Source organism: Pantoea sp. CS_6 (assembly GCF_041954745.1).
Classification (GTDB): domain Bacteria; phylum Pseudomonadota; class Gammaproteobacteria; order Enterobacterales; family Enterobacteriaceae; genus Pantoea; species Pantoea stewartii.
Genome location: NZ_JAVAYG010000003.1, coordinates 340,279 through 365,185, shown reverse-complemented (window position 1 = coordinate 365,185; position 24,907 = coordinate 340,279). Strand labels below are relative to the sequence as shown.

Sequence of the window (24,907 nt, the reverse complement as noted above, 5' to 3'; positions counted from 1 at the left end):
TGCATACTCTGGAAAAGCTAATGAAAACCTCGCACACCCGCCCCCTGGAATCTGCCCGCATTACAGAAGAAACGGGCTGGCGTAAAACGGATACCGTCTGGATGCTGGGGCTGTACGGCACCGCAATCGGCGCAGGCGTCCTGTTTCTGCCCATCAATGCGGGGATGGGCGGTCTGTTGCCGCTGATAATTATGGCGCTGCTGGCTTTTCCGCTGACATTTTTTGCCCATCGCGCCTTAACGCGTTTCGTGCTGTCAGGCAGTCATCCGGCGGGCGACATCACGGATGTGGTGGAGGAGCATTTTGGGGCTGGCGCAGGCAGGTTGATCACGCTGCTCTATTTCTTTGCTATCTACCCCATTTTGCTGATGTACAGCGTGGCGATGACGAATACGGTCGAAAGCCTGATGGTCAATCAACTTGGGTTGACTGCGCCCCCGCGTGCCTTGCTGGCGCTGCTGTTAATTGTCGGCATGATGACGGTGGTGCGCTTCGGCCAGACCATGATTGTCAAGGCGATGAGCGTGCTGGTATATCCCTTCGTCGCGGTGCTGATGTTGATGGCCGTCTGCCTGATTCCTCACTGGCACGGCGCCGCACTACAAACGTTGCACAGCGGCGGTGGCAACCTGTGGAGCACGTTGTGGCTGGCCCTGCCGGTGATGGTCTTTTCTTTTAATCACTCGCCGATTATCTCATCATTTGCGGTTGCCAAACGTCAGGAATACGGCGCCCAGGCTGAGCAAAAATGCTCACGGATTCTGGCCTGTGCGCACCTGTTAATGGTGCTGACCGTCATGTTCTTTGTGTTCAGCTGTGTGCTGAGCCTGTCCCCTGATGACCTGCGGTCAGCGAAAGCTCAGAACATTACGATATTGTCCTATCTGGCGAACCATTTTAATGCGCCGCTGATCGCCTGGACGGGGCCGGTAATCGCCATGGTCGCAATCGCTAAATCCTTTCTCGGGCACTACTTAGGGGCACGCGAAGGGTTTAACGGCATCGTTAACAAAGCGCTGCGTAGCCAGGGCAAGACGATTGCGCCTCAGCGGCTGAATCGCCTGACGGCAGGCTTTATGCTGCTGACGACCTGGCTGGTGGCGACGCTCGATCCCAATATTCTGAGCATGATTGAAACCCTGGGCGGCCCGGTGATTGCGGTCATTCTTTTTTTAATGCCGATGTACGCTATTCATCGTGTTCCTGCCATGCGCCAATACAGCGGCAAGCTCAGTAATGTCTTTGTGGTGGCCAGTGGGCTGATTGCCATTTCCGCTATTTTCTATTCGCTTTTGCAGGCGTGACTGACGGGCGGCTGGCAACGCCGCCCTGTGTTTCTGCCGGACAGCGATCCTCCGTTCACGGCTTCAGACGTATTCGTTAAAAAAAGTTTTAAATTTTTTACGAATTTGCATGTTAAAGTTAACGAGAATAATTCTTATTCCTTAACAGGGTTACTAAACATGAAATTCGGTATTTTTGCAGCAACATTGTTGGCCTCAACCGTCTGTTCGGCAACGACGTATCCTGTCACCGTCACCGACATGGATGGCCAGCGTATCACGCTGCAGAAAGAGCCCCGGCACATCATTTTGCAGGACGGGCGCGACATTATGGCGCTGGCGTTGCTGGATCGTGATAATCCGTTCAAACGCGTCGTGGCCTGGAACAATCTGCCCAAAAAGCAGGACACGCAAACGTGGGCGCTGCTGGAGAAAACCTGGCCGCAGGCTGCCAGTATTGTGGATATGGGATTCAACGATCAGGGACAGGTAAACCTTGAAAGCGTGCTGGCGCAGAAGCCGGATCTGATGATTGCGCAACTGCGTGCCAAACCGGCGCTGATGCAATCTGGCGTACTGACCACGCTGAAAAGCCTGAATATCCCGGTCGTGTTTGTCGATGACGAACTGCATCCTAAGCAAAACACGGTGCCAGGGATAACGTTGCTGGGCAGCGTGCTGAACCGTGAAGCGGAGGCGAAAGCCTATACAGATTTTTATCAACAGCGCTGGCATGCGCTGCAAACGAAAATCGATCAGGTCAAAAACAAGCCTACCGTCTTTATTGAACCTATCGCCGGTAACAGCGACAGCTGCTGTTTTACCCACGCTCACAGCGGCTGGGGCGGGCTGGTTGAGGCGGTCGGCGGCAAAAATATTGGCTCGTCACTGCTGCCCGGTAATGCCGGTTTTGTGTCGCTGGAGAAGATCATCGCCATGAAGCCGGACGTTTACATTATGACCGGCTCGAAACGGTCCAACAGCAACGTGTTGCCGCTGGGCTACGGGGCGAATAAACAGGATGTCGCCACCACTTTTACCACATTACTAAAACGCACAGGGCTGGCGCAGATTGAGCCGGTGAAACAGGGAAAGACCTACGGGATTTATCACCACTTTTATAACCATCCCTACAACATTATTGGTATGGAAATTCTGGCAAAAGATCTTTATCCAAAGCAGTTTAGTGACCTGGATCCTACCGCGGATTACCACAACATTATCCGCCAGTTTACTAAATTACCGGATGCGCCCGTCATGCTGAGTTATCCCTGATACCTTTCCCTGAGGCGCGAACCTGTTGACCGCCGCGTGCAGGCTGAATTATGTGTTGAGTCAGCCTGCATAACGCGCTGCGGTTGAGGCTGATCCGCTTATCGGAAAGGATTCCGTTACGTTGCCGATGACCGCGCGCCTCTGGCTGACGCGCTTTCGTGCCGTTTAACATCATGGTCGGGCTGACCCTGCTCGCCTGATTACGCGTGAGTCTCTGCTGTCACCCTGTTGTTCTTCCACCTGCGGCGTCGTTCAGCGCGTCCTGAGACACGGCGCTTTCATCTGCTGACTTTTAAGAGTTTTGGCGATACTTATTGTGACGCCTCATGCCGATAGTAGTCATAACGGCGCGTCGTCGCCGTTACACTGGAGGCAGTACCATGAAAAAAATAAAATCAGTTTTAGTGAGTGTCCTTTTAGCATACAGCACCCTGTACAGCCTGCCGGGACTGGCGGATGGCCCCGGTGGTCCTGGTGGCCCATGGCATCATCCGGGACGCGGTCCTGATGGTTTCGGCCCGCCGGGCCTGCGACGCGAAGGACCGCCGGGACCGGGTGGACCGCCACCGCCTGATGCGCGTCGTGACTACGACCACGATCGGTTTGCGTGGGAAGGGCATGAATTCCGGCGCGGCCGACCCGTTCCACGGGAATATTGCGGCGACAGATACCGGATCGATGACTGGCGTGAGCGCGGGTTGAGAGAGCCACCGGAAGGGCAGCACTGGGCGGATATCGATGGTAACTATGTGCTGATTGCAGCGGCCACCGGCATTATCACCTCACTCATCCTCAACAACGCGTTTCATTGATCACCATACAGGGATGGCAGATGCCATCCCTTTTTTATGCCACATGCGCTGCATTATCAGGCTATTCTGACAGTCAATCCTGAACGTTTCCCTGCTAAGGAGTTCTGATGACCACGGTAAAAATGGTTGCCGTTGATATGGACGGCACCTTTCTGGATGACAAAAAGCAGTACAACCGCGCCCGTTTTCTTGCCTGTTACCACCAGCTCAGCCAGCGAAACATCAGGTTTGTGGTCGCCAGTGGCAATCAATACCACCAACTGCGGTCGTTTTTTCCTGAGATCGCCAGCGAGATCGCGTTCGTCGCTGAAAATGGCGCACTGATTATCGACAGGGATGAAGAGCTGTTCTGTGGCGCGTTCTCACGCAGCGACATTGATGCCGTGCTCGATACGTTGAAAAACGGACACTATCCCGACCTGCGTTATCTGCTTTGTGGACGAAACAGCGCCTATTATTTTAAGGGAATGGATGAAACGTGGCTGGTGAAGATGCGTCACTACTGTCACCGGCTTAAGCCAATACGTACGCTTGATGAGGTGGCTGACGATCGGATACTGAAATTTGCGCTGAATCTGTCAGACGATTACGTTGAGCCTTTAATGGCGGATATTGGTCGCCTGCACGCAGGATCGGCAGCAGCCACATCCAGCGGTCACGGCTCGGTAGATTTAATCGTGTCCGGTCAGCATAAAGCCAATGGCCTGAACCTGCTGGCACAGCGCTGGGACATTTCCCACGATCAGGTGCTGGCCTTTGGTGATGGCGGTAACGATCTGGAAATGCTCCAGCAGTCCGGGTACAGCTTCGCCATGCGCAATGCGCCGCAACGGGTAAAGCAAACGGCGCGTTTTTTGGCTCCCGGAAACAATGAGGAAGGTGTCCTGCAGGTGATTGAACAGATGCTGGCAGGGGAAGCGCCGTTCAATACAGCGGCAGCGCAGCAGAGGTAGTGGCCTGATGCGGGCGGGCAAAACGCCCGCCCGTGGGCTACGCGGTGACGGCCCAGGCACGAACAAGCATGTCGTGCATCTCATCTTTACTGTAGCTGATCAGACTGTTTTTACTGTTCGCGCGGACCAGAATCCAGGCCACGTCCGCTTCGCTCAGCGTCGGGCCATCCAGCCAGAATGCGGTAATCGCGGTACGTTGCAGCCAGGCTTTCAGGTCACGTGCCGGAGAGTCCGTGTGCGTGCCAAACAGCTGCTGATGCATGTCGGCCATCAACTGACGTTGTTCAGGATGCTGGCTCACGGCCAGATGGTCCAGAAACGTGAATAACAGCCTGCCGCAGACTTCGCCATGATGGAAAGGCTTTATCGCCCCCAGCTCGCCCGCAATACCGTGAATCACGCCCAGACCGGCAGTGCTCAGGCTGACACCGCCCAGCCAGGAAGCCATCATCATCGCCTCACGCGCCCGATCGCCTGTTTCATCCAACTGGTTCAAGGCCGGCCAGGCCTGGATAAACTGACGCAGCCCACTCAAGGCCATCTGACGGGTAAAGTGGTTGCCCTTGCCAGACAGGTAGGCTTCAAACAGATGTGTGAAGGCATCGATCCCGCAGGTCGCCAGCACAGTATCGGGGGCGCCTTTGAGTAAGTCGGGATCCAGGATGGCGACCTGCGGCACAAATACCGGATGACGCAGCGACGCTTTGATCTGGATATCCTGCTGGTCGGTCACCACCGCGTTTTGGGTAACTTCGCTGCCGGTGCCCGCCGTGGTCGGAACGGCGATGAGGGGAAGGGTAACCGGGTTGACCGCCGTATCGCCGACTTTTTCCAGATAACGTGCCGTGGAGAGTGGATGCTGAATCATGGCGCTAAAGGCTTTAGCCGCATCCAGTACGCTTCCGCCGCCTATCGCGACGACCCGATCAACATGCCCTCGCCAGCGGGTGACCCAGCCATCAATATCCGCCGGGGAAGCCTCATGGCTGACAATTTCATAACCCACAATATGATCGTTCAGGGTGGTTTTGATACGTGCATAAGCTTCCCCCTGCAAAAATGACCGGCCGCAAAAGAGCAGAGTGGCCTGGGGTTGGGCAGCCAGCAGAGGAATCAGCTTGCTGAGGCTTCCCCGGCCAAAAAGGGTATGTTGATTGCTGTACAGCTCACTCAGATTGTCACTCACCCGCGCATCCTTTTGTCTCTTCGCTAAGCTTTGAGTGTAACGAAAACCCAACGTCAGGCCTCAAGAAACTTTCTAATAGCGGTCGGTTAAAAAGTTGATCACCTTCGCAAAACGTAAATTCATCCCTGGCGGGGTGATGCGCGAGTCGGGATGTTACCCTTAACATGTTATCGGTAACAGGGTGTGTCAAAACATAAATGTCACGACATTTCCCTGATTTTAAGCGTCCTCCGGGACCACGATAACCAAGCGGCACTGACATCATTCAGGGCATCAGGTGGAGAAAAATTATGCCATTACTCTATGTGGCGATTGGCGTGGCATTACTGTTACTGCTGATGATTCGCTTTAAACTTAATGGTTTTATCGCGTTGATTCTGGTTGCGCTGGCGGTGGGCGTGATGCAGGGCATGCCGGTCAACAAAGTGATTATTTCAATTAAAAATGGCGTGGGCGGCACGCTGGGCGGTCTGGCGCTGATTATGGGTTTTGGCGCGATGCTCGGTAAACTGCTGGCCGACTGCGGCGGTGCGCAGCGTATTGCCACCACGTTGATTGCGAAGTTTGGCACGCGGCATATTCAGTGGGCGCTCGTGCTGACCGGCTTCATCGTGGGGTTTGCGTTGTTTTATGAGGTCGGTTTTGTCTTAATGCTGCCGCTGGTGTTTAGCGTCGCCGCATCAGCACGTGTCCCGCTGCTGTTTGTGGGCGTGCCGATGGCCGCGGCACTGTCCGTAACCCACGGTTTTCTGCCTCCCCATCCGGGCCCGACCGCCATTGCGACGCTGTTCAACGCAGATATGGGGAAAACGCTGCTGTTTGGCACCTTACTGGGCATTCCAACGGTGATTCTTGCGGGGCCGGTTTATGCCCGTTTCCTGAAAGGCATTGATAAACCGATTCCGGAAGGCCTGTACAACCCCAAAACTTTCACGGAAGCGGAAATGCCGGGCTTTGGGGTCAGCGTCTGGACATCGCTTGTGCCTGTAATACTGATGGCGCTGCGCGCGGTGGCCGAAATGGTTCTGCCTAAAGGGCATGCCTTGCTCCCTTATGCTGAGTTCTTTGGCGATCCCATCATGGCGACACTGATTGCTGTGCTGATTGCTATCTTCACCTTCGGTCTGAATCGTGGTCGCAGTATGGAACAGGTCATGGATACCCTGAGCGACTCCATCAAGATTATCGCCATGATGCTGCTCATCATTGGCGGCGGCGGTGCCTTTAAACAGGTCCTGGTGGACAGCGGCGTGGATAAATACATCGCCGGTATGATGCATGCAACTAATCTGTCGCCTCTCTTCATGGCATGGTCAATCGCTGCTGTGTTACGTATTGCACTCGGATCCGCTACCGTTGCGGCCATTACGGCAGGCGGCATTGTGGCACCACTGATTGCGACCAGCGGTGCCAGCCCTGAACTGATGGTCATTGCGGTGGGCTCGGGCAGTGTGATTTTTTCACACGTTAACGATCCGGGGTTCTGGTTATTTAAAGAGTATTTTAACCTGACGATAGGCGAGACGCTTCGCTCCTGGTCTGCGCTGGAAACCATTATTTCGGTGTGTGGGCTGGTGGGCTGTTTGTTGCTCTCTTACGTGGTATAGAAATCAGAGTGTAGAAAACAAAAGGGCCGCACAGAACGGGCGGCCCAAAAGGTTAATCTGCATCTTCAAAACCCGCTTTCACCATTTCTTCTCGCAGTGCGCGGGTAATCTCACGGTTACCGCCCGTAACCGGATAAATCACATTGTTGACCACATCATCAAGGTAATGCTCCGCAAACTCTTGTCGGGTCAGTTGCGTGCCGCCTTCATCATTGATGGCGAAAAAACCTTTGATTTTGTCGCCGCTGTACTTTGCCTTAAGGCTGTAGCGGCCCATACTGGTATTAATACTGCTCATAAGGTCTCTCCCTGCTCTGCATTTGGACTGTCAACATTCTCGGGCTTTCCTGTCGGCATAAATTTTAGCCAGGAATAATCTGCAAAACGAAACGGCAGGCCGCACTAAAGCCACGCGATGCGATACTTCTCACAGAAAGAAACCGCTAAAACCGATTATTGCCTTCCGGGATGCGATCACGGCTGGCAAAAAGCAAACGGCAAAATCTCGCCTATACTGTCAGGGGATTGTTTTATTAGGTAAGGGATATGAAATGAAAATAATTTTGTGGATCATCGCCATCATTTTTATCGTCGGACTGCTGACGCTGACAGGCGTGTTTAAGCTCATCTTCTGATCGTGTTTTTACGGGCATCCAGACGGGTGCCCGATGCCTAAAGTTTTCCTGTGTGTTGTTTCTCTCCCCTTCGTATTTCAGCCTGCATCTCTGCGTCATCCCGACCGGCTGTGCCATCCCCAGGTACGTTGTGGCCGCAATCGCTGTTCTTCTCATCAAGGCCCTCGTACGCCCGCACAAGCAGGATCAGCGCCCGGTTTCATAGAGGAGTAGGACAGGGACACACCATATTTTAGCGGGTTTCTCAGTAAGCCCGGTTGCCTGTAAGTTGCTGTTTCGCTAGCTGAAGGGCAGGTAAGCGGCTATTTGCCCTTGCCGTTTGGGATGTGTTCAGATTTTTTACGTTAAAATTTCCCCACTTTTCCGTAACATGAATGATAATTACATGCTGAAAATACCCGGAGAGGGACACGTATCCGGGATTGAGGCGTTTTTCCGTTACTGAGTTTCAGTGTGGAATACTGAATTTAATCGAAACGATACAGGTAGCATTGACGTGAATAAATCTCTTTTTTCAGGCCCTTTTTTGGCCCTGTTTGTCTCTTTTTCCCTCCAGGCCGCCACATTTACCCAGCAAATCAAATCTGGCTGGAACACCTTTAGCGATAATGTTCAGCAAACCTGGGAACAACCGCAGAGCATCGATCTTTATGTGCCTGCCATCACCTGGCACAACCGTTGGACCTATGACAGAGAGCATATTGATCGCTACAACGAACGTCCCTGGGGAGCGGGCGTTGGCGTTTCCCGTTACGACGAAAAAGGGAACTGGCATGGTCTTTATGCGATGGCGTTCAAAGACTCCTTTAATCATTGGGAACCCTTTACAGGCTATGGCTGGGAAGCGACCTGGCGCCCGCTCACTAATCAGGCATTTCATTATGGACTGGGCTATACGGTTGGGGTAACGGCAAGGGATAACTGGGGATATTATCCCATCCCGGCTATATTACCTCTGGCATCAGTAGGTTACGGCCCGGTGAACTTTCAAATGACTTACATTCCAGGGACTTATAACAACGGGAACGTGTATTTTGCCTGGGTGCGCTGGCAGTTTTAACTGTCCGCGCCAGTGAATAAGTCACCGAAGGGTAAATAAAATGGATATTTATCACTTTTTCATCAAATCAGGCTGGACAAAACCTTCAGCAATTGCTGTACTAGATGACGACACAGTTTAGTGTCCATTTTTCATGTAAAGGTAATATAGATGTCTAAGATTAAAGGTAACGTTAAGTGGTTTAATGAATCTAAAGGATTCGGTTTCATTACTCCTGAAGATGGCAGCAAAGATGTATTCGTACACTTCTCTGCGATCCAGAGCAATGGCTTCAAAACTCTGGCTGAAGGTCAGCGTGTAGAGTTTGAAATCACTGACGGCGCAAAAGGCCCATCTGCTGCTAACGTTATCAGTCTGTAAGTTAACAGTCAGAATTCTAAAAACCCGCCTTCTGGCGGGTTTTTTTATGCCTGCGTTAATCTGATTTTAGCTGCGGCGAGAACCCTGCTTGCGGTGTTGCTCACTTTAACCTCACGAACGGCTGCTTTCCTGCTGCCTTTCTTAATCCAGCCAGCCGCTTATCCGCCGTCAGGACGGTATTTCAGCGCATAAATTGCGCTACCAGTCATAGATAGCTCCTGTAACATAATTATAACAACCTCCCGAGGCAGCATTTTCGGGCTGATCGGGTTATAACTACCTTTCTACATCGCAGAGGAAGAGGTGACAGGATGAATATTCGCCCCGCCCAGGCCAGGGACAGTTTCGTGTTGAGCGCGCTGTTAAGTGAATTAGGTTATGGCGGCACAGAGTCGTTTATTGAACAGCGCCTTGCCCAGTTGATAACCGATCCCAGTGAAACGCTGCTGGTGGCCGAACACGGTAATCAGGTGCTGGGTTTTCTCTCTATGCACTTCATCCCACAACTGGCCCTGGCCGGTGATTTTGCCCGTATCAGCTATTTTTGTATTGCCGATGGTGAGCGCAGCAAAGGGGTGGGCCAGACGCTGCTTAAGCAGGCTGAAGCGCTGGCGGCGCAACATGGCTGTGATCGCATGGAAGTACATTGTCATGCGTCACGCCTTAAAGCCAACCAGTTTTATGGCCGCGAAGGGTATGTTGAATCACCACGCTACCATGTGAAAGCCTTACAGCCATTATAAGCGCCACAGCAGGGCTGCTGTCGGCAGGGAGGATGACGAATGAAAGTCGCGCTGGGTCAGTTTGTCGTTAAACGGGAATGGCAGGAGAATGCGCAAGCCTGTATAAACATGATGGCACAAGCCCGGGAAGCCAGCGCCGATCTGCTGGTGCTACCGGAGGCCGTGCTGGCCACAGATATGACCAACCCTGACTGGATACGGGAAGCGGCCCAACCGCTGAACGGCCCGTTTCTGACCCAGTTACTGACCGCCAGCCAGGGGCAAGCGCTGACGACCGTGTTCGGGATGCATGTGCCGGGCGACAGCCATAAAGTCTTTAACGTTCTGGTGGCCATTCGCGACGGTAAGATTCTGGCGGAATACCGCAAGCTGCATCTGTACGACGCCTTTTCAATGCAGGAATCGGCGCGGGTGGAGGCCGGTCAGGACGTGCCGCCGTTGGTGCCCGTGGCGGGCATGAACGTTGGGCTGATGACCTGCTATGACGTGCGGTTTCCGGAAATGGCACGACGTCTGGTGCTGGATGGTGCTGACGTGCTGGTCGTGCCATCAGCGTGGGTCAGAGGACCGCTAAAAGAGATGCACTGGGATTTACTCACCCGAACGCGAGCGCTGGAAAATACCTGTTATGTATTGGCGGTGGGCGAGTGCGGCGCACGTAATATTGGCAACAGTATGGTGATCGATCCGCTGGGCGTACCCATAAGTCGCGCCGCGGAGTCGCCTGCTTTGATCGTTGCCGATCTGGACCCACAGCGCATTGCGGCGGCGCGGGCTCTGCTGCCGGTGCTGGAGAACCGTCGCTTTGCCCGGCCAGAGCTGGATCCGGCGCGTTGATCCCCGAGGCGCAGGGGAACGGGCAAGGCGTAGCGCATAAAATGCGTCGGGCGTTTTCTTACTCTGTTACAGATTCCGCTTGAGGTTGCCCCTAAACTGCGCCTAAATAGTCATTACCGTTATTCGTCAGATTATAAGGTTAAATATGGAAGGTATCAGTATTGCCAAGCTGCTGATTATCGGTGCGCTTATCGTACTGCTTTTTGGCACCAACAAGTTACGTTCTCTGGGTGGCGATCTGGGCTCCGCAATCAAAGGCTTTAAAAAGGCTATGAAAGACGAAGATTCCAGTGCAGCACGTACCTCAGCGGAAGAAACCCCTGCAGAACGCGTTTCTCATAAAGAGTAAGACCGCGTCAGAATGACAGAAGTGTTACTTTTTATTTCTGACTGCAGAAAAAAACCAGATTGCGGACAATCTGGTTTTTGTTTTTTCTGCACCACCTGACACAACGGCAAATGCTTATTTCACTTCCAGCCCTTTTGCCTGCATATCCGCGTGATAAGAAGAACGCACAAAGGGTCCACAGGCCGCGTGGGTAAAGCCCATCGCCAGCGCTTCTTCTTTCATTTCATCGAACTCCGCCGGGCTGACATAACGCTGAACAGGTAAATGGTGACGGCTGGGCTGCAAGTACTGTCCCAGAGTAAGCATTGTCACACCGTGACGACGCAGATCGCGCATGACCTCAATGATTTCAGCATTGGTTTCACCCAGACCAACCATTAAACCGGATTTCGTCGGTACATCAGGATGCGCCTCTTTAAAACGCTCCAGCAGCTTCAGCGACCATTCATAGTTGGCACCCGGACGCACCTGACGGTATACACGCGGCACGTTCTCAAGGTTGTGGTTAAACACATCCGGTGGGGTGGCGGTCAGAATCTCGAGCGCACGATCCATGCGACCACGGAAGTCGGGTACCAGCGTTTCGATCTTGATATTAGGGCTTTTTTCGCGGATGGCGGTAATACAGTCCGCAAAATGCTGAGCACCGCCGTCGCGCAGATCGTCGCGGTCCACGGAGGTGATTACCACATAGCGCAATGCCATGTCGGCAATGGTCTGTGCCAGCTTACCGGGTTCATTCGCGTCGGGCGCGTTGGGGCGACCGTGTGCCACATCGCAGAACGGGCAACGGCGGGTACAAATTGCACCCAGAATCATAAAGGTGGCGGTACCGTGGTTAAAGCATTCGGCAAGGTTAGGGCAGGAGGCTTCTTCACAAACAGAGTGCAGACCGTTTTTACGCATCGCCGCTTTAATACCCTGAATACGACTGGAGTCCGCAGGCAGTTTGATTTTCATCCACTCCGGCTTGCGTAAGATTTCTTGCCGGTCAACGGCCACGGTTTTCACCGGGATCAGCGCCATTTTGTCTGCGTCACGGTATTTGACGCCGCGTTCCATCTGAATTGGTTTACTCATAAATCAGCAGGTTCCGGTCGGATTGCGATTTGAAAGCTGTCTCACTCAACCCGAGAAGGCGGCTTTCAACTTTATTTGAAAAAAGTGCAAAAATTATATCATCTCAGCGGCCAGGAAGCAGCCACAGACGTGCGTGATAAGTTACATATTTGTAAATACGCACGCACCGTCAAGGTAAGGCCGGTTCCGCCTCATGCCATTCCACCTGCTGATAACCTAACTGGCGGGCGAAGGTCTCGGCAAGCCGTGGGCGGACATCCGCCAGCGTGACCTCCGGGCAAAAATGTTTTAACTGCGTCATGTGCATGCCCGCGTAACCGCAGGGGTTGATACGCAAAAACGGGCTGAGATCCATATCGACATTGAGAGCCAGCCCATGAAACGAGCACCCTTTGCGAATGCGCAGGCCCAGCGAGCAGATTTTTTCTTCTCCGACATAAACGCCGGGTGCATCGGCGCGCGCCCGAGCCGCCACACCAAAGCTGTCCAGTACGGCGATCACCGTTTCTTCTAACGCGGTGACAAGCTGACGCACGCCGGTTTTGCGACGTTTAACATCGATCAGCACATACATGATCTGCTGGCCCGGACCGTGATAGGTCACCTGGCCGCCGCGATCGCTCTGTACCACCGGAATCGAGCCGGGCATCAACAGGTGCTCGGCTTTGCCTGCCTGGCCCTGGGTAAAGACCGGCAGGTGTTCAACCAGCCAGACTTCATCACGGCTTTCGGCGTCGCGCTGGTCGGTGTAGCGATGCATCGCGTCTGAGGTTAACTGCCAGTCACATAAACCAGGCTGGCGAATAAGGAGCGTTTCAGCTGACAAAACGAATATCCGTTAAGAGGGCAGAGGCTGAGTATAACGCCGGCCGCGCGGAAGTGAAATGATGAGCGTAAAAGGAAGGGTGAGACGTTTTCCGCCGCACCGGCGCGGTCAGCAAACAAAAACGGGCCAGCCGGTAGCACCGACATGGCCCGTTGGCAGTATGACTGACAGTGTTACAACACCATGCGCACGATTTCAATTTTGCCCAGTTCTTCATACAGGGTTTCAACCTGTTCGATATGTGTCGCATTAATGGTGACGTTGACCGAGTGATAGTTACCCTTGCTGCTCGGTTTCACTTCAGGGCTGTAATCGCCGGGAGCATGGCGCTGCACCACTTCAAGCACCAAATCAACCAGCTCCGGTTGTGCCAGCCCCATCACTTTATAGGTAAACGGGGTCGGGAATTCGAGCAGTTCATTCAGTTTGGTTTTCATAATCACTCCGGTACTTAAAAAACAGGCTCCCGCCGAAGCGGGAGCATCATATTAACCTGTAATGGGGGCGAGGTGGCGGTTTTTCAACCGCCGCCATGCACCTTTAACCAAACCAGTGATGGAACATCAGTTTGATGTAGTCAACGATACGGCTAAAGAAGCCGCCTTCAGAGACTTCGTTCAGCACCACCAGAGGGCGTTGATCGATGGTTTTGCCATCTAACTGGAAGTTGATGCTGCCCACAACCTGATTTTTCTTCAACGGCGCATGCAGTTCAGTATTGCTCAGCACATAGCTGGCTTTCAGGTCTTTCATACGGCCACGAGGAATGGTCAGATACGCATCTTTTTCCACGCCCAGCTGTACGCGATCGCTGTTACCAAACCACACGGGCTCAGAGGCAAACTCTTTGCCGGCTTTCAACGGTGCAACCGTTTCAAAGAAGCGGAAGCCCCAGGTCAGCAGCTTTTTGCTTTCGGTTTCACGGCCCTTAAAGGTATGTCCACCCATTACGGCGGAAATCAGGCGCATCTGACCTTCTGTCGCAGAGGCAACCAGGTTATAGCCCGCCGCTGCGGTGTGGCCGGTTTTGATCCCGTCAACCGACAGACTGGTATCCCACAGCAGACCATTACGGTTCATCTGGCGAATGTTGTTGAAGGTAAACTCTTTTTCTTTGTAAACCGCATACTCTTCCGGCACATCGCGGATAAGCGCCTGACCAATCAACGCCATATCACGGGCGGAGCTGTATTGGCCTTCGGCGTCCAGGCCATGGACGGTCTGGAAGTGCGTGTTCTGCAGACCCAGCGCTTTCACGTAGTTGTTCATCAGCCCTACGAAAGCATCCTGGCTGCCGGCAACATAGTCCGCCATCGCGACGCAGGCATCATTGCCGGACTGCAGGACGATACCGCGCGTTAACTGAGAAACCGGTACGCGATCGCCGGGTTTCAGGAACATCAGTGATGATCCTTTAAAGACCGGATTGCCCGTTGCCCAGGCATCCTGACCAACAGTCACCATGTCGTCCTGATGAATTTTCCCGGCTTTCACTGCCTGACCGATCACGTAGCTGGTCATCATCTTCGTCAGACTGGCGGGATCGCGGCGTGCATCGGCGTTCTTTTCAGCCAGCACTTTGCCTGAGTTGTAGTCGATTAGAACGTAGGCTTCCGCATCAATATCCGGAACGCCCGGAATCATGGTCTTAAGATTGACATCATCAGCAATGGCGGCATGGCTGAGAGAGAAAGCGATCAGTGATCCCACTGTCAGGCGTTTTAACAAACGAGAAGGTTTCAGCGTGTTCATGTGTGGGACGACAACATCCATGGGTTTAGGGTTAAAAAAAGTCATTCATCATAACAAATGCCTGATTAACAGGCATCCGGCTTGATAACTGGGTTGTTAACAGACGTTACCAGTCATGAGTAAAGCTGTTGTTTAACGACCTGCGGTGGTCACAAAAGCCGCGCTCTGGCCCTCACGGCTCAGGCGCTGCTGTAGCGCCACAGCTTCGGCACGGGTTTTGTAACCGCCGAGCTGTACGCGATAGACGTTGTTCCCCGCGTTTTCCACTGCGCCGGGTACGCCGAAGCGCTGGCGCAGACTGCTGAGCAGCTGGCGCGCACGTGCAGCATCATTGATAGCGCTGACCTGGACGACATAGCCGGACAGCGAAGCGCTGCTGCTCTGGCTGGCTGAAGCGGCGTGAGGCGCGGCGGCGCTGGCAACCACCGGTGCGGCAGCGGCGGGGGCCGCCTCTGGCTCACTGCCTTCCAGAACACCGCTCGGTAAGGGCTGAGGGGCCCCCAGGAAACCACTGCTCTGAACGGGCGCGCCCATGGCATTGTCCGTTTTCAGCGTCGCATTACTGATAGGCGACACGTCCTGTGCGGCAGGTGCCGTTTCCATTGCCGGTGCCGTTTGCGTCTGACCGCCGCCGTTCATGACGGAGGGCGAACTCATGACGGGGCCGTTCAGATCGGGACGCGCGGGCAGGGCGTAACTCTGTTTTGCCACAACAGTGCCGATAGTACCCGGACCCGAGAGCGTGCCATCTGGCGCGACGCTGATGTAATCCACGCGGACGCGGGTGTTATTGGAGATGTTCAGACGATCGCCGGCCGCACGCGACAGATCGATAATGCGTCCTGGCGTGTAAGGGCCACGATCGTTAACGCGCACGACAATCTGACGTCCGTTGGCCAGATTCGTGACGCGCACATAACTTGGCAGCGGCAGTGTCGGATGCGCGGCGGTCAGGGCATCCGGATCAAAAGCCTCGCCGATGGCGGTACGGCTGCCCTGGGCTTCGTCGCCATACCAGGCTGCTAATCCGACTTCACTGTAGTTAGCCGGATTTTTGATGATGTGATAAGTCTTGCCATTGACGCTGTAGTCCTGACTGGTCGACGGATTGACCGGCTCATAACGCGGCTCAACGCCAGGAATTTCCACCACCGGGCCATTGTAGGCGGGCTGGGGTGGAGCACTCTGCTGTTGCGGTTCCTGGGTAGAACATGCAGCCAACACCATTGAAGCCAATACAACGCCAAGCCAGTCCTTACGCATCTGCGACCTCTTAAACACTTTTAGATAACATTTTTCGGTGTGTGTGGATCGACATTACGATGCCAAATCCCGCCATAAGCACAATAAGCGCCGAGCCGCCATAGCTGACCAGCGGCAGCGGAACGCCAACCACCGGTAAGATACCACTAACCATGCCAATGTTAACGAAAACATAGACGAATAAAATCAACATTAATCCGCCCGCCATGACGCGCCCAAAGGTGGTCTGTGCCCGGGCGGCGACGATCAGGCCGCGCATGATTAACAGCAGGTAGAGCACCAGCAGTAACAACACGCCGACCAGACCCAGCTCTTCGGCCAGCACGGCAAAAATAAAGTCCGTATGACGTTCCGGCAAGAATTCCAGCTGTGACTGAGTACCGTGCAGCCAGCCTTTACCGCGCAAGCCGCCGGAGCCAATGGCGATTTTTGACTGAATGATGTGATAGCCCGCGCCCAATGGGTCGCTTTCCGGATCAAGCAGCATCATCACGCGGTCTCGCTGATAATCATGCATCAGGAAGAACCACAGGATAGGAATAAAGGCTGCGACCAGCAGGACGGCAATGCCAATCAGTTTCCAGCTCATGCCCGACAGAAACAGCACAAACAGCCCGGACGCGGCGATGAGAATCGAGGTGCCGAGGTCAGGCTGTGCGGCCACCAGCAGTGTGGGAAGAAAAATCAGCACCAGCGCAATTGCGGTATTCTTCAGGGTAGGTGGACAGACATCGCGGTTAATAAAACGCGCCACCATTAACGGCACCGCAATTTTGGCGATCTCGGAAGGCTGAAAGCGGACAAACCCCAAATCCAGCCAGCGCTGTGCGCCTTTACTGATTTGCCCAAAAGCATCCACCGCGATCAGCAGAATGACGCAGATAATATACAGATAAGGTGCCCAGCCTTCATACACTCGCGGCGGGACCTGCGCCAGCACCAGCATCACCACTAATCCCATGGCGATCTGGCCCAGTTTACGTTCCATCATGCCGGGATCCTGGCCGCTGGCACTCCAGATAACAATGGCGCTGTAGGTCAGTAGCGCAAGGATGATCAGCATAAACAGCGGATCAATGTGCATGCGCATCCAGATCGTCCGCTTCTGCGGGCTGTCATTCATCGACATGATTATTCACCTTCATAGCCAGGTGGTGTAGGCGCAGCATCCGGCAGGACAGTATTGTTATCGCCTAACATAATGTGATCCAGAATCTGGCGCATGACCGTGCCCACTGCCGGACCGGCCCCGCCGTTTTCCAGAATCATGGTGACGGCAACGCGTGGTTTATCGTAAGGCGCGAAAGCGGTCATCAGCTTATGGTCACGTAAGCGTTCAGCGATTTTATGCGCATTATACGTTTCGTTCTCTTTCAGACCGAAGACCTGTGCGGTACCGGACTTCGCGGCAATTTTGTAAGGCGCATCGGCAAAGCTTTTGTGGGCCGTGCCGTTTGGCCGGTTGGCGACGCCGTACATGCCGTCTTTGGCAATTTCCCAGTAGCCAGAGTGGATATCGCCAATCGGCTGGGAAGGCGGCTGACGATAAGGCACCAGCGTACGGCCTTCACGGGTCGCGCGCAGCAAATGCGGCACTTTGATGATGCCGTCGTTGATAAGAATCATCATCGCTTTGTTCATCTGCAACGGTGTCGCTGTCCAGTAACCCTGACCGATGCCGACTGGAATGGTATCGCCTTGATACCAGGGCTTTTTAAAGCGACGCATTTTCCAGTCACGCGTCGGCATGTTGCCAGCGCTTTCCTGAGGCAGGTCAACGCCGGTGCGCATGCCATAGCCAAATTTCGTCATCCACTCCGACAGACGATCGATGCCCATGTCATAGGCAACCTGATAAAAGAAGGTATCAGCGGACTCTTCCAGCGATTTGGTGACATTCAGGCGACCATGTCCCCATTTTTTCCAGTCACGGTAGCGTTTCTCGGAGCCGGGGAGTTGCCACCAGCCAGGATCGAACAGGCTGGTATTGCGGTTAATCACCCCCGCACTCAGGGCGGAGACGGCAACATAGGGTTTAACGGTAGAAGCAGGCGGATAAGCGGCCTGAATCGCACGGTTATAGAGTGGGCGATTTTCATCGTTCAGCAAGCCGCGATAGTCTTTGCTGGAAATGCCGTCAACGAACAGGTTGGGATCGTAGCTGGGGGTCGACACCATCGCCAGAATCTCACCGGTGCGCGGATCGCTGACCACGACCGCTGCACGACTACCGGCCAGCAGCGTTTCAATATACTGCTGCAGTTTGAGATCGATAGTCAGATAAATATCACGACCGGCCTGGGGCGACTGCTCGTGCAACTGCCGTATGACCCGGCCACGGTTGTTAACTTCGACCTCTTCATAGCCGGTTTTGCCATGCAGCAGGTCTTCGTAATAGGCTTCGATACCGAGTTTGCCGATATCATGCGTCGCCGCATAGTTGGGCCATTTTCCCTCTTTATCCAGACGGGCTACGTCGCGGTCGTTAATTTTCGACACATAGCCCACAACATGAGTCAGTGTCTGGCCATAGGGATAGTAGCGGCGCTGGTAGCCTTTCACTTCTACGCCAGGAAAGCGATACTGATTTACCGCAAAGCGCGCCACCTGCACCTCATTCAACCCGGTTTTAACCGGAATCGACGTGAAGCGGCGTGAACGTTTACGCTCTTTTTCAAACGCCTCGATATCCTCATCGGTGAGTTCGAGGACCGGACGCAAATTTTGCAGGGTTTGTTTCAGGTCATCGACCTTTTCCGGCACCAGTTCCGCCTGATAAATGGTCCGGTTCAGGGCCAGCGGCGTACCCGTGCGGTCATAGATGATGCCGCGGCTGGGCGCGACCGGCACCAGTTTGATTCGGTTTTCGTTGGAGCGGGTACTGTAATCGTCGAAACGTAAAATCTGCAGGTGATAGAGATTAACCACCAGCACGGAGGAGAGCAGTAAGACGCCGACAAAAGCAATAAAAGCCCTGCGGACAAAGACTTTTTGTTCGGCGCTGTAATCGCGAAAGGCGTTGCTTTGTAATTTCATCCGCTACTTGTAATGTCTGGAGTGAGCTTATCGGTTATTCACGATGATAAGGATGATTTGTCGTAATGCTCCATGCGCGATAGAGACTTTCGGCAACCAGCACGCGCACCAGCGGATGAGGCAACGTTAAGGCCGAAAGCGACCAGCTCTGTTCCGCCGCCGCTTTGCAGGCTGGCGCTAACCCTTCCGGGCCGCCAATCAGCAGGCTGACATCGCGGCCATCCTGTTTCCAGCGTTCCAGCTGTTGGGCCAACTGTGGGGTTTCCCAGGGCTGTCCGGGAATATCCAGCGTGACAATCCGGTTGCCTTTACCTGTGGCGGCCAGCATCGCTTCACCTTCCTTTTCCAGGATGCGTTTGATGTCGGCATTTTTACCCCGTTTGCCCGCCGGAACTTCCGTCAGTTCAAACGGCATGTCTTTGGGAAAACGACGCAGGTATTCCATAAAACCGGTCTGCACCCAGTCAGGCATTTTGGTGCCGACGGCAACAAGCTGCAATTTCACCGCTTAACCCCAGAGCTTTTCCAGTTCATATAACTGACGGCTCTCTTCCTGCATCACATGCACGATGACTTCACCGAGGTCGACCACAACCCAGTCAGCGGCCGTCTTGCCTTCAACGCCCAGCGGCATCAGGCCGGCGGCGCGGGATTCCTGCTCAACGTGTTCAGCGATTGAGGTAACGTGGCGCGTCGAGGTGCCGGTGCAGATGATCATGAAATCAGTAATGCTTGATTTACCCTGAACGTCGAGGGTGACGATGTTCTGACCCTTCAAATCATCAATCTTATCAACAACGAACTCTTGGAGTGCTTTACCTTGCAAAAGGTTCCCCTTTAAAAACTGGTGAGAGCGGGCTGGCTGACGCCCGGGATACAGCCGAAAAATTTAGCGGCGTAGTATATCACGCCCATATCAGTCGCGATATAAGCCGGCGCGGTCGATATAGTCGATTACCGAGGCGGGCAGTAAATCGTCACAGGCGAGATGCTGATGACGACGCTTGCGAATTTCGGTAGCTGAAATGGCATAGCGCGGGGTTTCTGCCAGCCAGATGCCGCCGGCCGGACGCTGCTGCAGTTCCTGAGGATCGTGGATCACGTGTCTGTCCAGCCAGTCCTGCATGTCCGGCGTCGCCATCTCAGTCGGATAGCCTGGTCGCTGGCACACCAGCAGATGACACAGGCTCAGTAAATCCTGCCAGCGATGCCATTTTGCAAGCGTCAGTAATGAGTCCTGACCGATAATAAACCCTAACGGCTGATCGCCACGTTCAGCCCGTATGGCTTCTAACGTATCGACAGTCCATGAGGGCGTGTCCCGTTGCAGTTCGCGCGTATCGATATCAAAAAGCGGCAGATCGCGAATAGCGCACCGCAGCATCGCCAGGCGCTGTTGCGGACTGGCTTCCGGCTGCGGCCGGTGCGGCGGCACATTGTTGGGCAACAGGGTAACCCGGGCCAGGCCAGTTTGCTGCGCCAGCGCTTCTGCCGGGCGTAAATGGCCGAAATGGATCGGGTCGAAGGTGCCGCCAAACAGGGCGTGTAAATCAGACATGGGCAAAACTCGCGGGAAAAGCACGGTTGGCAATCAGCATCGACAGCGTTTGCAACTGTGGCCAGACCGATTGTCCATAATCCTGTTTCAGCGTAATTTCGATTTGCGTCAACAGATGGATTGCCTGTTGTAAGCGCGCTGCATCAAGGCGCTGCAACGCCTCAGTAAAGAGAGGACGGCGATTTTGCCAGATGCGCTGTTGATCCATCAGTGTACGCAGAGGTTGCTGTGTCTGATGACGTTGCAGGTGCAGCAGAGTCATCAGATCGCGCTGCAGCGTCCGCAGCAATATCGTCACTTCGCTGTCTTCACTTTCCAACTGTTGCAGGATATGCAGTGCGCGACGGCTCTTGCCTGCCAGTAGCGCGTCGACCCAGTGATAAGGCGTAAAGTGCGCGGCATCACTGACTGCGGCTTCAACGCGCGGTAGCGTGAGCTTGCCATCGGGCCACTGAAGAGACAGACGTTCAAGTGCCTGCGCCAGCGCCAGCAGGTTACCTTCATAGCAGTAACAGAGTAGCTGGACCGCCGCATCGTCGATCGCGAGCCTCATCGCTTTGGCCCGGCTGGTGACCCAGCGCGGCAGTTGCGCCTGCTCCGGCGTCTGGCAGGGGACCAGCACCGCATGGGCTGACAGCGCTTTAAACCAGGCGCTGTTTTCCTGCGCTTTGCTGAGTTTCGCCATCCGGCAAATCAGCAAAATATCCTCATGAAGCAGCGAGGCGAGCGTGATCAGATGTTCGGCGATGGCGGCATTGGGACCATTTTCAGGAAACTGCAATGTAAGCGTCTGTCGCTGAGTAAACAGGCTCATTGACTGGCAACTGACAAACAGGCTGTCCCAGTCTGTTTGTGCATCCAGGGTAAAACTCACATGTTCTTCAAAGCCCTGCGCCACGGCGCTGGCGCGAATGGCATCCGCACTTTCCTGCAACAACAGAGGTTCATTGCCGGTTAATAAATAACAGGCGCGCAGCCCCTCACGGAGCTGCGCGCTGAGTTGTTCCGGATAAATCCTGATCATTGCGTCAGGGGTGCCGCGGAAGAGGCCGTTCCCGCAGCAGAGTGAACCGGTTTTGCCACCGTTGATGAAGAGGATGTCTGCGGGCTGTCCATCTGGGCCGCATGTACCGCCAACAGCTTACGAACCAGTTGTTCGGCTGCACGTTGACGCATCTCCTGGGTGATCATGTCCTGTTCCGCATCTTTCGCCAGGGCCGCGTTCGGGTTATCAAAGAACGAGCGATAAACGGTCGTGCTGATAGGGTAGATCCCTTTGTTGGGAATCAAGACCTGAGCCGTAACCACCATCGCCATCTGATATTCAGCGGTGGTGCCGCTAATGAAGACGGATGCGGTGCTTCGACCCTGAGATTCCCCGCCCAGACGCAGGGTCGGTACGACCATGCTGTTTTTCTGCGTCGCTTCAACGATGTTAACGTTGTTGATTCGCAACTGCTGACGCACCACGCGCGTCAGCGGCCCGTAAGGATCGCCCGTTTCTAAGACCAGCGTTCGCAGTTCCGTCGGCACCTGAGTGGTGCCGCGCGGGTGAAAACCACAGCCAGCGGTGATCACCGCCGCCAGCATGACAAACAACCTGATAATCGGATGTCGCACAGTTCCTCCTGAACTTAACCCACAACCAGGTTAAGCAGTTTGCCCGGTACATAAATGACTTTACGAATGCTCACACCATCAAGGTATTTCGCCACCAGGGGCTCCTCAGCAGCGCGCGCCTGAACCTGCTCCTGTGTAGCCTCGGCTGCCACAGTAATTTTACCCCGCACTTTACCGTTGACCTGCACCACGACCAGCAGAGAATCTTCGACCATTGCGGCGTCATCCGCCACTGGCCATTCCGCATTGTCGATAGTGCCTTCGCCGCCCAGCGTCTGCCACAGCACGTAGCTGGCATGCGGGGTGAACGGATACAGCAAACGCGTCACGGCCAGTAAGGCCTCCTGCATCAACGCACGATCCTGCTCGCTGTCCTGCGGCGCACGCGCCAGCTTGTTCATCAGCTCCATGACCGCCGCAATCGCGGTGTTAAAGGTCTGGCGACGACCAATATCATCCGACACTTTGGCAATGGTTTTGTGCAGGTCGCGGCGCAACGCTTTCTGATCGTCATTCAGGCTGGCGACGTCCAGGGCAACCGTTGCACCTTTCTGTGAATGATCGTAGACCAGTTTCCAGACACGTTTCAGGAAGCGGTTTGCCCCTTCCACACCGGATTCCTGCCACTCCAGCGTCATATCCGCAGGCGAGGCAAACATCATGAACAGACGGACGGTATCGGCACCATAGCGCTCAACCATCAGCTGGGGATCGATGCCGTTGTTTTTCGACTTGGACATTTTGCTCATGCCCGCGTAAATCACCTCGCGGCCCTGAGTATCTACGGCTTTAACAATGCGGCCTTTCTCATCGCGCTCGACGGTCACGTCAACCGGCGAAACCCAGTTACGTTCGCCGTTAACGCCCAGATAATAGAACGCATCCGCTAACACCATGCCCTGGCACAGCAGACGTTTGGCTGGCTCATTCGAATTCACCAGGCCTGCATCACGCAGCAGTTTATGGAAGAAGCGGAAATACATCAGGTGCATGATGGCGTGTTCGATGCCGCCGACATACTGATCTACCGGCAGCCAGTAGTTTGCTGCTGCCGGGTCCAGCATACCGTCCTTGTAGTCTGCACAGGTATAACGCGCGTAGTACCACGACGATTCCATAAAGGTGTCAAAGGTATCGGTTTCGCGCAGCGCAGGCTGACCGTTCACGGTGGTTTTTGCCCAGTCCGGATCGGCTTTAATCGGACTGGTAATGCCGTCCATGACCACGTCTTCCGGCAGAATCACCGGTAACTGGTCTTCTGGTGTCGGCATGACGGTGCCATCTTCCAGGGTTACCATCGGAATCGGCGCGCCCCAGTAACGCTGACGAGAAACGCCCCAGTCGCGCAGGCGGTAGTTGACTTTAAGCTCGCCAACGCCTTTTGCCGCCAGCGCATCTGCAATGGCGTTAAAACCGGCACTGTGATCCAGGCCGCTGCACTCGGCAGAGTTAAACAGCGTACCTTTGTCGGTCATCGCGGCGGCGCTGACGTCAGGCTCGCTGCCGTCCAGATTGAGGATAACCGGTTTGATCGGCAGATCGTATTTGGTCGCAAATTCCCAGTCGCGCTGGTCATGCGCCGGCACGGCCATGACCGCACCCGTACCGTATTCCATCAGGACGAAGTTCGCGACCCAGACAGGCAGGCGTTCACCCGTTAACGGATGCACGACAGACAGGCCCGTCGCCATGCCTTTCTTTTCCATGGTGGCCATATCGGCTTCGGCTACCTTGGTATTGCGGCATTCTGCGATAAAATCAGCCAGAGCAGGGTTGCTGGCCGCCGCCTGTGCCGCCAGCGGATGACCGGCGGCGACAGCGACATAGGTCGCGCCGTAGAAGGTGTCCGGACGCGTGGTATAAACCGTCACTTTTTCGCTGCTGTCTGCCACCTCAAAGGTGATTTCCACCCCTTCAGAACGGCCGATCCAGTTACGCTGCATGGTTTTGACCTGCTCAGGCCACTCTTCCAGCGTATCCAGATCGTTTAACAGCTCTTCGGCGTAATCAGTGATTTTAATGAACCACTGTGGGATCTCTTTGCGCTCGACTTTGGTGTCACAGCGCCAGCAGCAGCCATCGATAACCTGCTCGTTAGCCAGTACGGTCTGATCGTTCGGGCACCAGTTCACCGCCGAGGTTTTTTTGTACACCAGGCCTTTTTCATACAGTTTGGTGAAGAACCACTGTTCCCAGCGGTAATACTCCGGTTGACAGGTCGCCAGCTCTCGGCTCCAGTCATAGCCAAATCCCAGCAGCTTAAGCTGGTTTTTCATGTACGCGATGTTGTCATAAGTCCAGGGCGCCGGCGCGGTATTGTTTTTGACCGCCGCGCCTTCCGCAGGCAGACCGAAGGCGTCCCAGCCAATTGGCTGCAGCACGTTTTTGCCGAGCATGCGCTGATAACGCGCAATGACGTCGCCGATGGTGTAGTTACGAACGTGGCCCATGTGCAGGCGGCCAGAAGGATAGGGCAGCATAGACAGGCAGTAGTACTTCTCTTTGCCTTCCTGCTCAGTCACTTTAAACGTTTCGTTTTCATCCCACTGCTGCTGAACGCGGGATTCAATCTCTTCCGGGCGGTATTGCTCTTGCATGGCTGCCTGTGGTCCTTAATAGATGACACTTTGCTGACTTTACGATCCGCATAGCATACCCATAAGGCCGCACAT

At 54.5% G+C, this 24,907-nt stretch carries 25 protein-coding genes; 10 read left to right on the top strand and 15 right to left on the bottom strand.

The features are described 5' to 3' along the window. Window positions 1-20 precede the first annotated feature (20 nt). From RAC90_RS06975 to RAC90_RS06960, 4 genes are all read left to right on the top strand, one after another. Window positions 21-1,304 (top strand): HAAAP family serine/threonine permease, encoded by a 1,284-nt coding sequence (locus tag RAC90_RS06975; RefSeq protein ID WP_375124147.1) that lies wholly within the window; start codon window positions 21-23, stop codon window positions 1,302-1,304. A 159-nt stretch (window positions 1,305-1,463) separates the two neighbouring features. Further along, window positions 1,464-2,558 carry an ABC transporter substrate-binding protein gene (locus RAC90_RS06970; RefSeq protein ID WP_039342958.1) on the top strand — a complete coding sequence of 365 codons (1,095 nt, stop codon included), beginning with the start codon at window positions 1,464-1,466 and terminating at the stop codon, window positions 2,556-2,558. A gap of 380 nt (window positions 2,559-2,938) precedes the next feature. Beyond that, window positions 2,939-3,370 (top strand): RcnB family protein, encoded by a 432-nt coding sequence (locus RAC90_RS06965; RefSeq protein WP_033737446.1) that lies wholly within the window; start codon window positions 2,939-2,941, stop codon window positions 3,368-3,370. Window positions 3,371-3,477: 107 nt separating this feature from the next. Then, window positions 3,478-4,323, top strand: a complete 846-nt coding sequence (locus RAC90_RS06960; RefSeq protein ID WP_375124146.1) for a Cof-type HAD-IIB family hydrolase — start codon at window positions 3,478-3,480, stop codon at window positions 4,321-4,323. Window positions 4,324-4,360: 37 nt separating this feature from the next. Here RAC90_RS06960 and RAC90_RS06955 read toward each other — a convergent pair whose 3' ends face one another. Further along, the gene (locus RAC90_RS06955) at window positions 4,361-5,509 is read right to left on the bottom strand and encodes an iron-containing alcohol dehydrogenase (RefSeq protein WP_375124145.1); all 1,149 of its coding nucleotides are present in this window, start codon (window positions 5,507-5,509) and stop codon (window positions 4,361-4,363) included. Between the two features lie 290 nt (window positions 5,510-5,799). Here RAC90_RS06955 and gntT point away from each other — a divergent pair, with 290 nt between their 5' ends. Then, entirely contained in the window at window positions 5,800-7,116 is a 1,317-nt protein-coding gene (gntT, locus tag RAC90_RS06950) for a gluconate transporter (RefSeq protein ID WP_039342906.1), read from the top strand. A 52-nt stretch (window positions 7,117-7,168) separates the two neighbouring features. On the opposite strand, the gene RAC90_RS06945 is transcribed toward gntT, so the two are convergent. Then, window positions 7,169-7,414, bottom strand: a complete 246-nt coding sequence (locus RAC90_RS06945) for a hypothetical protein (protein WP_375124144.1) — start codon at window positions 7,412-7,414, stop codon at window positions 7,169-7,171. A gap of 863 nt (window positions 7,415-8,277) precedes the next feature. On the opposite strand from RAC90_RS06945, the gene pagP reads away from it, so the two are divergent. The 5 genes from pagP (at window position 8,278) to tatE (ending at window position 11,100) form a co-directional block, all read left to right on the top strand. Then, window positions 8,278-8,811 (top strand): lipid IV(A) palmitoyltransferase PagP, encoded by a 534-nt coding sequence (pagP, locus tag RAC90_RS06940; RefSeq protein ID WP_152998337.1) that lies wholly within the window; start codon window positions 8,278-8,280, stop codon window positions 8,809-8,811. A 150-nt stretch (window positions 8,812-8,961) separates the two neighbouring features. Beyond that, a complete protein-coding gene (cspE, locus tag RAC90_RS06935) occupies window positions 8,962-9,171 on the top strand; it encodes a transcription antiterminator/RNA stability regulator CspE (protein WP_006118399.1) in 210 nt (69 codons plus the stop codon). Window positions 9,172-9,482: 311 nt separating this feature from the next. After that, window positions 9,483-9,914 carry a GNAT family N-acetyltransferase gene (locus RAC90_RS06930; RefSeq protein WP_033737452.1) on the top strand — a complete coding sequence of 144 codons (432 nt, stop codon included), beginning with the start codon at window positions 9,483-9,485 and terminating at the stop codon, window positions 9,912-9,914. Window positions 9,915-9,953: 39 nt separating this feature from the next. Next, window positions 9,954-10,751: a deaminated glutathione amidase gene (locus RAC90_RS06925; protein ID WP_033737454.1), complete on the top strand. Its 798-nt coding sequence runs from the start codon at window positions 9,954-9,956 to the stop codon at window positions 10,749-10,751. 145 nt (window positions 10,752-10,896) lie between these two features. After that, entirely contained in the window at window positions 10,897-11,100 is a 204-nt protein-coding gene (gene tatE / locus RAC90_RS06920) for a twin-arginine translocase subunit TatE (protein WP_006118401.1), read from the top strand. Between the two features lie 114 nt (window positions 11,101-11,214). Here the strand turns inward: tatE and lipA are convergent, their stop codons facing one another. From lipA to leuS, 13 genes are all read right to left on the bottom strand, one after another. After that, a complete protein-coding gene (lipA, locus tag RAC90_RS06915) occupies window positions 11,215-12,180 on the bottom strand; it encodes a lipoyl synthase (protein WP_006118402.1) in 966 nt (321 codons plus the stop codon). A 169-nt stretch (window positions 12,181-12,349) separates the two neighbouring features. Beyond that, on the bottom strand, window positions 12,350-13,006 hold the full coding sequence (lipB, locus tag RAC90_RS06910; protein WP_375124143.1) for a lipoyl(octanoyl) transferase LipB: 657 nt from the start codon (window positions 13,004-13,006) through the stop codon (window positions 12,350-12,352). A 173-nt stretch (window positions 13,007-13,179) separates the two neighbouring features. After that, complete coding sequence (gene ybeD / locus RAC90_RS06905) at window positions 13,180-13,443, bottom strand: DUF493 family protein YbeD (protein WP_006118404.1); 264 nt, start codon at window positions 13,441-13,443, stop codon at window positions 13,180-13,182. Window positions 13,444-13,546: 103 nt separating this feature from the next. Then, window positions 13,547-14,758, bottom strand: coding sequence for a D-alanyl-D-alanine carboxypeptidase DacA (gene dacA / locus RAC90_RS06900; protein WP_006118405.1), 1,212 nt, complete (start codon window positions 14,756-14,758; stop codon window positions 13,547-13,549). Between the two features lie 132 nt (window positions 14,759-14,890). Beyond that, window positions 14,891-16,021, bottom strand: coding sequence for an endolytic peptidoglycan transglycosylase RlpA (rlpA, locus tag RAC90_RS06895; RefSeq protein WP_054687999.1), 1,131 nt, complete (start codon window positions 16,019-16,021; stop codon window positions 14,891-14,893). A 10-nt stretch (window positions 16,022-16,031) separates the two neighbouring features. Beyond that, window positions 16,032-17,144 carry a peptidoglycan glycosyltransferase MrdB gene (gene mrdB, locus RAC90_RS06890; RefSeq protein WP_006118407.1) on the bottom strand — a complete coding sequence of 371 codons (1,113 nt, stop codon included), beginning with the start codon at window positions 17,142-17,144 and terminating at the stop codon, window positions 16,032-16,034. An 8-nt stretch (window positions 17,145-17,152) separates the two neighbouring features. After that, complete coding sequence (mrdA, locus tag RAC90_RS06885; protein ID WP_033737455.1) at window positions 17,153-19,057, bottom strand: peptidoglycan DD-transpeptidase MrdA; 1,905 nt, start codon at window positions 19,055-19,057, stop codon at window positions 17,153-17,155. A 34-nt stretch (window positions 19,058-19,091) separates the two neighbouring features. Next, window positions 19,092-19,562 (bottom strand): 23S rRNA (pseudouridine(1915)-N(3))-methyltransferase RlmH, encoded by a 471-nt coding sequence (gene rlmH / locus RAC90_RS06880; RefSeq protein ID WP_006118409.1) that lies wholly within the window; start codon window positions 19,560-19,562, stop codon window positions 19,092-19,094. 3 nt (window positions 19,563-19,565) lie between these two features. Next, entirely contained in the window at window positions 19,566-19,883 is a 318-nt protein-coding gene (gene rsfS, locus RAC90_RS06875) for a ribosome silencing factor (protein WP_006118410.1), read from the bottom strand. Between the two features lie 90 nt (window positions 19,884-19,973). Continuing rightward, on the bottom strand, window positions 19,974-20,615 hold the full coding sequence (gene nadD, locus RAC90_RS06870; protein WP_006118411.1) for a nicotinate-nucleotide adenylyltransferase: 642 nt from the start codon (window positions 20,613-20,615) through the stop codon (window positions 19,974-19,976). Continuing rightward, window positions 20,608-21,639, bottom strand: coding sequence for a DNA polymerase III subunit delta (holA, locus tag RAC90_RS06865; protein WP_039342893.1), 1,032 nt, complete (start codon window positions 21,637-21,639; stop codon window positions 20,608-20,610). Before holA ends, nadD begins: the two co-directional genes overlap by 8 nt. Further along, a complete protein-coding gene (lptE, locus tag RAC90_RS06860; protein ID WP_006118413.1) occupies window positions 21,636-22,235 on the bottom strand; it encodes an LPS assembly lipoprotein LptE in 600 nt (199 codons plus the stop codon). Before lptE ends, holA begins: the two co-directional genes overlap by 4 nt. Window positions 22,236-22,249: 14 nt before the next feature. Beyond that, window positions 22,250-24,832: a leucine--tRNA ligase gene (gene leuS, locus RAC90_RS06855; RefSeq protein ID WP_375124142.1), complete on the bottom strand. Its 2,583-nt coding sequence runs from the start codon at window positions 24,830-24,832 to the stop codon at window positions 22,250-22,252. Window positions 24,833-24,907: the final 75 nt, after the last annotated feature.